This window comes from Pseudoxanthomonas sp. PXM02 (assembly GCF_014851805.1).
In the GTDB taxonomy this organism is placed as follows: domain Bacteria; phylum Pseudomonadota; class Gammaproteobacteria; order Xanthomonadales; family Xanthomonadaceae; genus Pseudoxanthomonas_A.
Map to the genome: position 1 here is coordinate 381054 of NZ_JACVAK010000001.1, position 13330 is coordinate 394383.

Sequence of the window (13330 nt, forward strand, 5' to 3'; positions counted from 1 at the left end):
GCGGACAGGCCGGCGCGCCGAACGGCCATCACCGCCGACAGAACCCCGGAATGGCGGCGCGAACCCTAAGCCCGTCCGCGCGTCGCGGCCCGCTGCCGCGCCATAAAAAAACCCCGCCGAGGCGGGGTTTTCGTCGATGCGGATTACATGTTCCGTCGGTACTCGCCACCCACGTCGTACAACGCGTGGCTGATCTGCCCCAGGCTGTGCGTCTTCACCGCTTCGACCAGCGCGGCGAACACGTTGCGGCGCTCGCGCGCCGTGCGCTGAAGGTAGGCCAGGCCGTGGCCATCATGCACTTCCGGCTCGGCGTGTTCTTCCAGCGCCGAGGCGTGGCTGTGGTCGGTCTCGCCTTCCGGTGCCAGCGCGTTGCGCGAGGCCTGCCATGCGCGGACGTTGGCGATCTGCTGGCCTTTCTCTTCCTCGGTCGAACGGATCAGTTCGATCTCGGTGGCGATCTCGCCGCCGTGCTCGCGCGGCAGGAAGGTGTTCACGCCCACCAGCGGCAGGCTGCCGTCGTGCTTCTTGTGCTCGTAGTACAGCGACTCTTCCTGGATCTTGCCGCGCTGGTACATGGTGTCCATCGCGCCGAGCACGCCACCGCGCTCGCTGATGGCCTCGAACTCCTTGTAGACCGCCTCTTCCACGATGTCGGTCAGCTGATCGACCACGAAGCTGCCCTGCCACGGGTTCTCGTTGAAGTTCAGCCCCAGCTCCTTGTTGATGATCATCTGGATGGCGACCGCGCGGCGCACGCTCTCTTCCGTGGGCGTGGTGATCGCCTCGTCATAGGCATTCGTGTGCAGGCTGTTGCAGTTGTCGAACAGCGCATACAACGCCTGCAGCGTGGTGCGGATGTCGTTGAACTGGATCTCCTGCGCGTGCAGCGAACGGCCGGAGGTCTGGATGTGGTACTTCATCATCTGGCTGCGCTCGTTGGCGCCGTAGCGCTCGCGCATGGCGCGCGCCCAGATGCGGCGGGCGACGCGGCCGATGACGGTGTACTCCGGGTCCATGCCGTTGCTGAAGAAGAACGACAGGTTGGGCGCGAAGTCGTCGATCTTCATGCCACGCGCCAGGTAGTACTCGACGATGGTGAAGCCGTTGGACAGCGTGAAAGCCAGCTGGCTGATCGGATTCGCCCCGGCCTCGGCGATGTGGTACCCGCTGATGCTCACCGAGTAGAAATTGCGCACCGCGTGGTCGACGAAGTACTGCTGGATGTCGCCCATCATGCGCAGGGCGAACTCGGTGCTGAAGATGCAGGTGTTCTGCGCCTGGTCTTCCTTCAGGATGTCGGCCTGCACGGTGCCGCGCACGGTGGCCAGCGTCTCGGCCTTGATGCGGGCGTAGGTTTCCTCATCCAGCAACTGCTCGCCGGTGATGCCCAGCAAGCCGAGGCCAAGCCCGTTGTTGGTGGGCGGCAGCTCGCCGTGGTACTGCGGCCGCGCACGGCCTTCGAAGAACGCATCGATCTTCGCCTGCGCTTCGGTCCAGCGCGCGTCGTCGGCCTTCAGGTACTTCTCCACCTGCTGGTCGACGGCGGTGTTCATGAACATCGCGAGGATGATCGGCGCGGGACCATTGATGGTCATCGACACCGAGGTGGTGGGCGCGCACAGGTCGAAGCCGGAGTACAGCTTCTTCATGTCGTCCAGCGTGGGGATGTTGACGCCGGAGTTGCCGATCTTGCCGTAGATGTCCGGGCGCGGCGCCGGGTCCTCGCCGTACAGCGTGACGCTGTCGAACGCGGTGGACAGGCGCGCGGCCGGCTGGCCGACCGACAGATAGTGGAAGCGGCGGTTGGTGCGTTCCGGTGTGCCCTCGCCCGCGAACATGCGGATGGGATCCTCGCCGGTGCGGCGGTACGGATACACGCCGCCAGTGTACGGATAGCTGCCCGGCAGGTTTTCCTTCTGCAGGAAGGTCAGCAGTTCGCCCCAGCCCTGGTACGGCGGCGGCGCGATCTTCGGGATCTGCTGGTGGCTGAGCGATTCGCGGTAGTTCTCGATGCGGATGATCTTGCCGCGCACCTGGTACTCGTTGACCGGATCGGTCACGGCTTTGTGGCGTGCGGGCCATTCGCGCAGCAGCTTCAAGGCTTCGGACGACAGCGACTGGATGGCGTCGTTGTAGCGCTGGCGCAGGGTCAGCAGGGAGCGGTCGACGTGCCCTGCCCCTTCCCCCGCCTGCGGGGGAAGGCTGGGATGGGGGCCTGCGTCATCGCGCGCACCCCCATCCGCCCTTCGGGCACCTTCCCCCGCAAGCAGGGGAAGGAGGCTGTCGGCCGAGTACAGCTCCAACGCCTTCGGCAACGCCGCATCCTCAAGATCCTTCAGCGCATTCCAGTAATGCTGGGCGCGGCTGGCGGTCTCGGCTTCGGTCTCGATGCGGCGGTTGATGCCGCGGCCCTGTTCGGCGATCTCGGCCAGGTAGCGCACGCGGCTGCCGGGGATCAGCACGGTGGCGCGCGGTTCTTTCAGCTCGGTGTCGAGCGCGGGCGTCCACTTCTCCGCGGGGAGCTGCAGCTTCTCGCGCAGCAGGCGGCACAGGTTGGCGAACATCCAGCTGACGCCGGGGTCGTTGAACTGGCTGGCGATGGTGGGATAGACCGGCACCTCGGCGTCCGGCGTCTGGAACGCCACGCGGTTGCGCTTCCACTGCTTGCGCACGTCGCGCAGGGCGTCTTCGGCGCCGCGCTTGTCGTACTTGTTCAGCACGATCAGTTCGGCGAAGTCGATCATGTCGATCTTCTCCAGCTGGCTGGCCGCGCCGTAGTCGCTGGTCATCACGTACATGGGGAAGTCGACCAGGTCGACGATTTCCGAATCGCTCTGGCCGATGCCGGCGGTCTCGACGATCACCAGGTCGAAGCCGAGCGACTTGAGGAAGGCGATGCAGTCCTTCAGCACGGCATTGGTCGCCACGTGCTGGCGGCGCGTGGCCATCGAGCGCATGTAGATGCGGTCGCTGCGCAGCGCATTCATGCGGATGCGGTCGCCGAGCAGCGCGCCACCGGTGCGGCGACGGGTGGGATCGACCGAGATCACCGCGATGTGCATCTGCGGGAAGCAGGACAGGAAGCGGTTCATCAGTTCGTCGGTAACCGACGACTTGCCGGCGCCGCCGGTGCCGGTGATGCCGACGACGGGCGTGGGCCGCGCGGGGAACGGCGCGTGCGGACCCTTGGCCCACTGCGCGCGCAGCTTCTCCAGTTCGGCCTCGGTGTAGCGGCCGTCTTCGATGGCGCTGAGCACGCGGCCGATGCCGGATTCGTCGGTGAGCTTGGGTGCGGCCGGTGCGGCGTCGCGATCGGCGGCGCTCTGCACGCGGCCTTCCTCGGCGCGCTTGACGACATCCTGGATCATTTCCACCAGGCCCATCTTCATGCCGTCGTTGGGGTGGTAGATGCGCTCCACGCCGTAGGCCTGCAGCTCGGCGATCTCTTCCGGCGTGATGGTGCCGCCCCCGCCGCCGAACACGCGCACATGGCCGGCGCCGCGTTCCTTCAGCATGTCGACCATGTACTTGAAGTACTCGACGTGGCCGCCCTGGTAGCTGGACAGCGCGATGCCGTCGGCGTCTTCCTGCAGCGCGGCGCGGACGACGTCCTCGACGCTGCGGTTGTGGCCCAGGTGGATGACTTCGGCGCCCTCGCCCTGGATCAGGCGGCGCATGATGTTGATGGCCGCGTCATGCCCGTCGAACAGGCTGGCGGCGGTGACGAAGCGCAACGGCGTGGCGTCGGCCTGTGCTGCGGGAAACTGGCTGGCGGGTGTGCTCACGCGTGCCCTCACTCACGTGCTGATAGACCCGGGATTGTAGCGGTTCGCGCGTCAGCACCTCACCAAAGGCATACCAGTGGACACGACCCGCACACCCTACGGGGGCGTGCGGTCGCGGGCGTCAGCAGAGACCGAACGGCAGGTCGCGCGTGGAAACGACGCGCTGGCCGACGGTTTCGCCGCGCAGGAAACGCAGCGCGGCATCGAGGGTTTCCGGTGCGATGGTCACGCGGTGGTGGCCCAGCCCGGTGGTGCTGACCAGCGTGGCCTGCGGCCAGTAGCGTGCATAGCGCTCGCCTTCGCACCACGGCACGTCGGTGTCTTCCAGGTCGTGCACGATCAGTCCCGGCCGCGCGATCTGCGGCGCGGTCGCCTGCGCGTGCAGGTCGCCGACGTCGTAGGCGGTCAGTTCCTGGTACTCATCGAACAAACGGCGGCTGAGGAACTGCGCCAGCCCCACCATGCCGCCGAAACGGCGCGCGGCATCGAAGGGATCGGCAGCGGGCGCGAGCAGGATGGCGCGTTCGGCCTGCAGGCCGCGCGCCATGGCGATGGCGGTGGCGGCACCGCCCAGCGAATGGCCGACGATGGCCGCGAGCGGGCCGATGCTGTCGGCGACGCGCTGTGCGGCTTCGGCAAACATCGGCAGCGTGGCGCGGCGTCCGCTGCTGCGGCCATGCGCGGGCTGGTCGAACGTCACTACCGCATAGCCGGCACGACGCAGCGGTTCCACCCACGGCAGGAAGCGCAGGCCGAAGCTGGACCAGCCGTGTACGAGCAGCACGATCGGCTGCCGCTGCGGATCGCCCCACGTATAGGTGGCCAGGCGCTCGCGGCCGAAGGCGAGTTCGCCGATGCGGGCGCCGCCGGTCTCGGCCTGGCGTGCGCGGGTACGGGCGCCGGGCATCGGGGTGCAGAACAAGTGGAAGGCGCGTGCCAGCGTGCTGCGCGGCGCGACCCAGCTGCCGACGGCGAAGCGGGCGCTGAGCAGGGACAGCATCCATGATTTACGAACGGTCGTGCTATTTCTCGGGACAGAGACAGCGGCCATGGCGGAGACCTCGGGAGAATCAGGCGGGGGTAGAAACAGCGGGGGCGCCGTAGGACGCCAGCAGGCGGTCCAGCGAACGGCGGGCAAGCAACGGCGCCTGGGCGGCGTCGTAGAGGCGGGCGTCGTGCAGGCCCTGGGCGATGGCGAACAGTTCGAACGCCAGCAGCATGGGATCGGTATCCGACGCGAGTTCGCCGGCATCGATGCACATGCCGATCGCCTTGATCAGCTGCTGGCGCAGCTGCAGCAGCCAGTCGACGATGCGGTCATGCAGCAGCCCAGGGCGGGCGTCATATTCGTGGGCGGCGGCCAGGATCACGCAACCGTCGGGGTTGTCGCAGACCCAGCGGAACCAGTTTTCCATGATGGCCCGCAGGCGCGGCAAGCCGCGCGGCAGGCCGACGACCGGGACGATGACGGTTCGGGCATAGCGCTCGGCGGTCCACTCCAGCACGGTCAGCTGCAGGTCCTCGCGCGAGCCGAAGTGGGCGAACACGCCGCTCTTCGACATGCCGGCCGCAGTGGCCAGCTCACCGATCGACAGCCCTTCCAGCCCATGCTTGGCGGCAATGTCGTAGGCCCGCGCGACGATCATCTCGCGGGTGGCATTGCCTTTGTGGGTGGCGGCTTGCGGGGTCATGTAAATAGGAATAGCACGGTCGTTCTATTCCAGCAATAGGCCGGAGGTCATCCCCCGCCGGCGGGCCCTCGTCATCTCGCCGCAGACCGATTGGATTAGACTGGCGCCCTGCGACGACCACGGCACGATCCGGAAACGTCGCTTTTTTCTTTTCTGACAACCCGTTAGCCGCCCAGAAGGCAAGCCCGCGCCGGTCCCCACCCGCGCACCGGAGCCCACCCATGATCTTCGAAACCCTCGACACCTCTGGCCACGAACAGGTCGTCTTCTGCCACAACCCGGACGCCGGGCTGAAGGCCATCATCGCCATCCACAGCACCGTGCTGGGCCCGGCGCTGGGCGGCGTGCGCATGCGCCCCTACGCCGACAGCGCGCTGGCGCTGACCGACGCGCTGCGCCTGAGCCGCACGATGACCTACAAGAACGCGCTGGCCGGCCTGAACGTCGGCGGCGGCAAGGCGGTGATCATCGGCGACAGCAGCGCGGACAAGACCGAGGTGCTGTTCCGCAGCTTCGGCCGTTACGTGGACTCGCTGGGCGGCCGCTACATCACCGCCGAGGACGTCGGCACCGACGTCAACGACATGGAGAACGTGTACCGCGAGACCGAGTATGTGGTCGGCGTGCACCAGGTGCATGGCGGTTCCGGCGACCCGGCCCCGTTCACCGCCTACGGCGCGCTGCAGGGCCTGATGGCCACGCTGAACCGCAAGTTCGGCAACGAGGAGATCGGCAAGTACAGCTTCGCCGTGCAGGGCCTGGGCCACATCGGCATGGAGTACGTGAAGCTGCTGAAGGAACGTGGCGCCAAGCTGTTCGTCACCGACCTCAACCCGGCGCTGGTCGAGCACGCGGTGGAGGAATACGGCGCCGAGGCGGTCAAGCCGGACGAGATCTACGACCTGCCGGTCGATGTCTTCAGTCCGTGCGCGCTGGAGTACGCCATCAATGAGCAGACCCTGCCCCGCCTGAAGGCCAAGGTGATCTGCGGCACCGCCAACAACCAGATGTCGCACGTCACCGGCGTGGAAGCGGCCAAGCGCGGCATCCTGTACGCGCCGGACTACGCGGTGAACGCGGGCGGCGTGATGAACGTGTCGCTCGAGATCGACGGCTACAATCGCGAACGCGCCATGCGCATGATGCGGACCATCTACCACACGGTCGGAAAGATCTTCGACCTGGCGGAGAAGGAAAACATCGCGCCGCAGTACGCGGCCGACCGCATCGCCGAAGCCCGCATGACCGCCATCGGCAAGCTCAAGCTACCGCTGGGCCGCACCGCCCCGCGCTTCATGGGGCATCTGCGCGGCGAGCACTGACGCAGGACGTTCCACACACACAACCTGGAAGTTGGGCCGCAATAGGAGGGAGGACCGAATGCGACCGGATACCGTCAGCGGGTTTCCGCTGGGCGAAGAGTTGGATGCGCTGCGCGAGGCCGTGCAGCGGTTCGCGCAGACCGAGATCGCGCCGCGGGCGGCGCAGATCGACCACGACAATGCGTTCCCGCAGGACCTGTGGCCCAAGCTGGGCGAACTGGGCCTGCTGGGCATCACCGTGGACCCCGAGTTCGGCGGCAGCGGCATGGGCTACCTGGCCCACCTGGTCGCGATGGAGGAAATCTCGCGGGCGTCGGGTTCGGTCGGCCTGAGCTATGGCGCGCACTCCAACCTGTGCGTGTCCAACCTGTACCTCAACGGCAACGCCGCGCAGCGCGCGAAGTACCTGCCGAAGCTGAGCAGTGGCGAGTGGAAAGGTGCGCTGGCGATGAGCGAGCCGGGCGCCGGCTCCGACGTGGTCGGCTCGATGAGCTGCCGCGCCGAGCTCAAGGACGGCGTATGGGTCGCCAACGGCAACAAGATGTGGATCACCAACGGCCCGGAAGCGGACGTGCTGCTGGTCTACATGCGTACCGCCGGCAAGGACGCGGGCAGCAAGTGCATGACCGCCTTCATCGTCGAGCGCGGCATGAAGGGCTTCTCCACCGCGCAGAAACTGGACAAGCTGGGCATGCGCGGCAGCAACACCTGCGAACTGGTGTTCGAGAACTGCGAGATCCCTGCCGAGAACGTGCTGGGCGAAGTGAACCAGGGCGTACGCGTGCTGATGAGCGGCCTGAACACCGAGCGCCTGGTGCTGAGCGGTGGCCCGATCGGCCTGATGCAGGCGGCCCTCGATATCACCCTGCCCTATGTGCGCGAGCGCAAGCAGTTCGACGCGGCCATCGGCACGTTCGGCCTGATGCAGGGCAAGCTGGCCGACATGTACACCGCACTGCAGTCCAGTCGCGCCTTCGCCTACCAGGTGGCGCGCGGCTTCGACGAAGGCCAGGGCTCGCGCGCCGCCGCCGCCGGCTGCCTGCTGCACGCGTCGGAAGCCGCCGTGCAAGTCACGCTGGAAGCGATCCAGTCGCTGGGCGGCAACGGCTACATCAACGAGTACCCGGCCGGCCGACTGCTGCGCGATGCCAAGCTGTATGCCATTGGCGCCGGCACCAACGAGATCCGCCGCATGCTGATCGGACGGGAACTGTTCGACGGAAGGGGCTGAGCGGCAGACGCCGCGTGACGAACGCCCCTGTACCAACGGCCGATTTGCCCGCCGTCGGGCCGGGGCGGGATAATCGGGATCTCACTCCACGGGAAGTCCCCCATGTCCGACATCGTCATCGCCGCCGCCAAGCGCACCGCCATCGGCTCGTTCCTTGGCCAGTTCAACGGCGTCCCCACTCCGACGCTGGGCGCCGCCGCCATCGCCGCGGCGTTGGAACAATCCGGCATTCCGGCCGCCGACGTGTCCGAAGTCATCATGGGCTGCGTGCTGCCGGCCAACCTGGGCCAGGCGCCTGCGCGCCAGGCGTCGCGCGCGGCCGGTATCCCGGATGCCGCTGGCGCCACCACCATCAACAAGGTGTGCGGTTCGGGCATGAAGGCCATCATGCTGGGCCACGACCTGATCAAGGCCGGCTCGGCCAGCATCATCGTCGCGGGCGGCATGGAATCGATGAGCAACGCCCCGCACATGATCCCCAACTCGCGCACCGGCAACCGCTATGGCAACTTCCAGGCGGTCGACCACATGGCATGGGACGGCCTGACGAGCCCCTACGATGGTCAGCCGATGGGTGTGTTCGCCGAAGCGACCGTGGACAAGTTCGGCTTCAGCCGCGAGGAGCAGGACGCGTTCGCCATTGAATCCGTCACCCGCGCGCAGGCCGCACAGGCGTCGGGCGCCTTCAACGACGAGATCGTTCCGGTCAAGGTCGCCACCCGCAAGGGCGAGGTCGAGGTCACCACCGACGAGCAGCCGGGCAAGTCCGACATCGCCAAGATCCCGACGCTGAAGCCTGCCTTCAAGAAGGACGGCAGCGTCACCGCCGCCAGTTCCTCCAGCATTTCCGACGGCGCCGCCGCGACGGTGCTGCTGAGCGCGGACGAAGCAGCCAAGCGCGGCATCCAGCCGCTGGCGAAGATCGTCGGCCATGCCACCTACTCGCAGGCGCCGGAATGGTTCACCACCGCCCCGGTCGCCGCCATCGACAAGCTGCTCAAGCAGGTCGGCTGGACCGTGGACCAGGTGGACCTGTTCGAGGTCAACGAAGCCTTCGCCGTCGTCGCCATGGCGCCGATCAAGGAACTGGGCATCCCGCACGCCAAGGTCAACGTCAACGGTGGCGCCTGTGCGCTGGGCCACCCGATCGGTGCCTCGGGCGCCCGCCTGGTCGTGACCCTGGTCAATGCACTGCGTGTTCGCGGCGCCAAGCGCGGTGTCGCCACGCTGTGCATCGGCGGTGGCGAGGCGACGGCGATCGCGGTCGAAATCGTCTGATCGTTTTGCGCAGTTTCGGGGGCGGCGCGGTCGGTTTTCGTTCCGCCCATAGAATTTAACAACGGATTGACAAAGATAACCGGCCAACCGCTTGACACGGGTAACGGGCTTGTCATCATGTTGCAGGCGCGCAATTGCGCGTTGCCTAACTAACGACGAGGAAATGCAACGATGACCATGAACAAGGCTCTGATCGCGCTGGCTCTGGGTTTCGCCCTGGCTGCGTGCTCGAACCAGGAACAGGCTGCCGACGCCGCTGCTGACGCCGCTGCGACCGCGACCGAAGCCCAGGCTGCCGCTGACGCCGCCGCTGCCGCTGGCGAGACGACCGCCGACGCCGCCCAGCAGTCGGCCGACGCCGCTGCCACCGCCGCCGACGCCGCTGCCACCGCCGCGACCGACGCTGCTGCCGCCACCACGACGGAAGCCGCTGACGCTGCTGCCGACGCCGCTGGCCAGGCTGCTGACACGGCCGAAGCCGCGACCGACGCTGCCAAGGAAGCCACCAAGCAGTAATCTGCTGGTAGCCGCCTTTTTTGGCGTTACACTGAAGAAGCCGCCAGTTCGCTGGCGGCTTTTTCTGTATCCGGGTCTGGCTCCCCGGTTCGCCGCCTCACCCGAGGACGAACGGACGTCGCCTCCCGGCGCCATCTTCTTCCACACTTACCGATTTGGGGATCCACATGAAGATCAAGACCACCGTCCTGCTGGCCGCCGCCGTCCTGGCCCTGAGCGCCTGCACCAAGAGCGAGACCGCCGACCAGGCCGCCGCCGACGCCGCTGCTGCCGCCGACCAGGCCGCCGCTGCCGCGGGTGACGCCGCCTCCGCCGCTGGCGATGCCGCCGCTGCCGCTGGCGACGCCGCTGCCGCCGCGACCACCGACGCCGCTGCTGCCGCCACCGCCGCCGCTTCGGACGCTGCTGCCGCCACCGAAACCGCTGCCTCCGACGCTGCCGCTGCCGCCGCTTCGGCCACCGCCGATGCCGCCCAGGCGACCGCCGACAAGGCTGCCGAAGTCGCTGACAAGGCCGAAGCCAAGGCTGAAGAAGCCAAGAAGTAATCGACTCGCTTCATCGCGAATCGGACAAGGCCCGCGCAAGCGGGCCTTGTTGTTTTCCGGATCACCCAACGCGTCGGCGACCTGCTGATCATCGCTACGCAAGCTCGAAACGGCGGCGGCTTTTTTGCAGTGCGGTTTGGCGCATGCGGGGCTTTGTGGTCTTATGCCGCCTTTCCCGTATCGACATGCCGCATGCCCGCCATCGCCTCGCAACTCGATCCGCGCTCGCCCGATTTCACCGCCAACGCGGCCTATCACCGCGTGCTGGTGCAGGAACTGGATCGTCGGCTGGCGCATGCGGCAGATGGTGGCGGTGAGAAGGCCCGCACCAAGCACACCGAGCGCGGCAAGTTGCTGGCGCGCGACCGCATCACTGCCCTGCTCGACCCCGGCTCTCCTTTCCTCGAGATCGCACCGCTCGCGGCCGAGGACATGTACGAGGGCGCGGCACCTGCCGCCGGCATGGTCTGCGGTATCGGCCGGGTGATGGGGATCGAGATCGTCGTCGTCGCGAACGACGCGACGGTCAAGGGCGGCACCTACTTCCCGATGACGATCAAGAAGCACCTGCGTGCGCAGGAAGTCGCACGCGAGAACCGGCTTCCCTGCGTCTATCTCGTCGACTCCGGCGGCGCGTTCCTCCCGCTGCAGGACGAGGTCTTTCCCGACAAGGAGCATTTCGGCCGCATCTTCTACAACCAGGCCCGGCTGTCCGCCGAGAACATCCCCCAGGTCGCGGTGGTGATGGGCAGCTGTACGGCCGGCGGCGCGTATGTTCCCGCGATGTGCGACGAAAGCGTGATTGTCAAGGAACAGGGCACGATCTTCCTGGGTGGTCCTCCATTGGTGAAAGCGGCGACCGGTGAGGTCGTCGATGCCGAAGCCCTCGGCGGCGCGGACGTGCATACCAGCAATTCCGGCGTGGCCGACCATTTCGCCGAGGACGACCGCCATGCGCTGGAGATCGCGCGCGGCATCGTCGGCCACCTCAACCGCCGCAAGACGCTGCCGGTGACGGTGCGCGATGTCCGCGAGCCGCTGTACGCGGCCGAAGAGCTCTACGGCATCGTGCCCAAGGACACCCGTCGTCCGTTCGACATCCGCGAGGTCATCGCGCGCATCACCGACGGCAGCGAACTGGACGAGTTCAAGGCCCGCTACGGCAAGACCCTGGTCACCGGCTTCGCCCACTTGCATGGGTATCCGGTCGGCATCGTCGCCAACAACGGCATCCTGTTCGGCGAGAGTGCGCTGAAGGGCGCGCACTTCATCGAGCTGTGCAACCAGCGCGGCATACCGCTGGTCTTCCTGCAGAACATCACCGGCTTCATGGTCGGCCGCAAGTACGAGAACGCCGGCATCGCGAAGGACGGCGCAAAGATGGTGACGGCCGTGGCCTGCTCCAGCGTACCGAAGTTCACCGTGGTGATTGGCGGCAGCTTCGGCGCCGGCAACTACGCCATGTGCGGCCGCGCGTATGGCGCGCGTTTCCTGTGGATGTGGCCGAACGCGCGCATCAGCGTGATGGGCGGCGAACAGGCCGCCAGCGTGCTGGCGACGGTGAAGCGCGACGGCATCGAAGCCGCCGGCAAGACCTGGAGCCCGGAGGAAGAGGATGCCTTCAAGGCCCCCATTCGCGACCAGTACGAATCGCAGGGCAGTCCGTGGTACGCCACCGCGCGCCTGTGGGATGACGGCATCATCGACCCGGCGGATACGCGCCGCGTACTGGGCCTGGGTATTTCGGCCTCGCTCAACGCGCCGATCGAACCGGCGAAGTTCGGCGTCTTCCGGATGTAGCCGGAACGTCGGAGGCCGTCCCCACAGTGGGTGTAACCGGTGGGGGGAGCGCCCCCCACTTCAGGCATGTGAGCGACGCGTAGACAACTCCCTCTGGAAGGTAAACCGGTGCGCGGACGTCCGTCCGTCGTGGCCGTTTGGCAGGCGTGATCACAGCGTGACGTCCCATCGATTGGCGATAGTCGGGGACCCTGCCACCCCGGAGCATCCCCTGCATGTCCATCTGGAAAGACCAAGCCCCCGCGAAGAAAGACGGCGCTCCGCCCCCGCCTGAGCCCGCCGTGGTGCGCGATGCGCCCGCTGCAGCCGACTTCTCACCGGCCGTCACCGCACCGCCCGGCACGCGCCCAGTCGAACGTCCGGCGCCCCAGGAGGCACTCAAGGAATCGCTGATTGCGGCGGACCTCACCATCGAGGGCAAGATCGAAGGTACTGGCCACATCCGCATCGCCGGCAAGTTCAAGGGCGACGTCAACGTGCAGGGCGACCTGACCATCGAGACCGGAGCGAAGCTCAACGGCGGCGTGCGCGCGAAGAAGGTGACCATCGCGGGCGAGCTGGAAGGCAACATCGAATCCGCATCACGCGTCGAACTGCTGTCGTCCGGCGTGCTGGTCGGCGACGTGAAAGCCGGCGCGCTGACCGTCGCGGCGGGTTCGCGCATGCGTGGCAACGCCGAGTTCGGCTGGGATGAAGCCCCGGCCAAGGGCGGCAAGGGCAATGGCACGGAGCCTGGCACCGCCGCATGAGCCACCCCCGCCCGGGCAGTGCCGGCGCCACCCGCACCTGCCCGCACTGCAAGGCGACCATTCTGGAGAGCGCGGCGGTCTGTCCGGGCTGCCGCCACCATCTGCGCTTCGAGCCCGGCGCGGGCGTCAACGCGGCGCCCGCCCTGACTCCCCTGCGGATCGAAGGCACCCTGCAGCCGCCGGCCGAGGGCGCTGCCTGGGAGTACAGCGTGGTGCTGTCGATCCGCAACGACCGTGGCGAGGAAGTCACCCGCCAGGTCGTCGGCGTCGGCGCCATGCAGCCGCACGAACAGCGCAGCTTCGTGCTCTCCGTCGAACTCAATCCCGCCACCGGCAAGGCAGCAGGACGACGCACGCGTCATTGACGCCCTCCCCGCCGGCAGCATGCCCCGTTACACTCGACGCCGACACGG

At 67.4% G+C, this 13330-nt stretch carries 11 protein-coding genes; 8 read left to right on the top strand and 3 right to left on the bottom strand.

Features of this window, described 5'->3' with window-relative positions; genetic code table 11:
• Nucleotides 1-143: 143 nt before the first annotated feature.
• From IB225_RS01695 to IB225_RS01705, 3 genes are all read right to left on the bottom strand, one after another.
• Complete coding sequence (locus IB225_RS01695; RefSeq protein WP_192309174.1) at nt 144-3785, bottom strand: methylmalonyl-CoA mutase family protein; 3642 nt, start codon at nt 3783-3785, stop codon at nt 144-146.
• Between the two features lie 121 nt (nt 3786-3906).
• Nucleotides 3907-4785: an alpha/beta fold hydrolase gene (locus IB225_RS01700; protein WP_225583183.1), complete on the bottom strand. Its 879-nt coding sequence runs from the start codon at nt 4783-4785 to the stop codon at nt 3907-3909.
• 70 nt (nt 4786-4855) lie between these two features.
• Nucleotides 4856-5476: a TetR/AcrR family transcriptional regulator gene (locus IB225_RS01705; protein WP_192309178.1), complete on the bottom strand. Its 621-nt coding sequence runs from the start codon at nt 5474-5476 to the stop codon at nt 4856-4858.
• 221 nt (nt 5477-5697) lie between these two features.
• Between IB225_RS01705 and IB225_RS01710 the strand changes: the two genes are divergently transcribed.
• The 8 genes from IB225_RS01710 (at nt 5698) to IB225_RS01745 (ending at nt 13282) form a co-directional block, all read left to right on the top strand.
• On the top strand, nt 5698-6798 hold the full coding sequence (locus IB225_RS01710; protein WP_192309180.1) for a Glu/Leu/Phe/Val dehydrogenase: 1101 nt from the start codon (nt 5698-5700) through the stop codon (nt 6796-6798).
• Between the two features lie 58 nt (nt 6799-6856).
• Complete coding sequence (locus IB225_RS01715; RefSeq protein ID WP_192309182.1) at nt 6857-8029, top strand: isovaleryl-CoA dehydrogenase; 1173 nt, start codon at nt 6857-6859, stop codon at nt 8027-8029.
• Nucleotides 8030-8131: 102 nt separating this feature from the next.
• Nucleotides 8132-9307: an acetyl-CoA C-acyltransferase gene (locus tag IB225_RS01720; RefSeq protein WP_192309184.1), complete on the top strand. Its 1176-nt coding sequence runs from the start codon at nt 8132-8134 to the stop codon at nt 9305-9307.
• Nucleotides 9308-9478: 171 nt separating this feature from the next.
• Nucleotides 9479-9823 (top strand): hypothetical protein, encoded by a 345-nt coding sequence (locus IB225_RS01725; RefSeq protein WP_192309186.1) that lies wholly within the window; start codon nt 9479-9481, stop codon nt 9821-9823.
• 167 nt (nt 9824-9990) lie between these two features.
• A complete protein-coding gene (locus tag IB225_RS01730; protein ID WP_192309188.1) occupies nt 9991-10368 on the top strand; it encodes a hypothetical protein in 378 nt (125 codons plus the stop codon).
• Nucleotides 10369-10560: 192 nt separating this feature from the next.
• Nucleotides 10561-12168: a carboxyl transferase domain-containing protein gene (locus IB225_RS01735; RefSeq protein WP_192309190.1), complete on the top strand. Its 1608-nt coding sequence runs from the start codon at nt 10561-10563 to the stop codon at nt 12166-12168.
• Nucleotides 12169-12383: 215 nt separating this feature from the next.
• Nucleotides 12384-12917, top strand: coding sequence for a polymer-forming cytoskeletal protein (locus tag IB225_RS01740; protein WP_192309192.1), 534 nt, complete (start codon nt 12384-12386; stop codon nt 12915-12917).
• Nucleotides 12914-13282 (top strand): hypothetical protein, encoded by a 369-nt coding sequence (locus tag IB225_RS01745; protein ID WP_192309194.1) that lies wholly within the window; start codon nt 12914-12916, stop codon nt 13280-13282. Before IB225_RS01740 ends, IB225_RS01745 begins: the two co-directional genes overlap by 4 nt.
• The last annotated feature ends 48 nt before the right edge of the window (nt 13283-13330 follow it).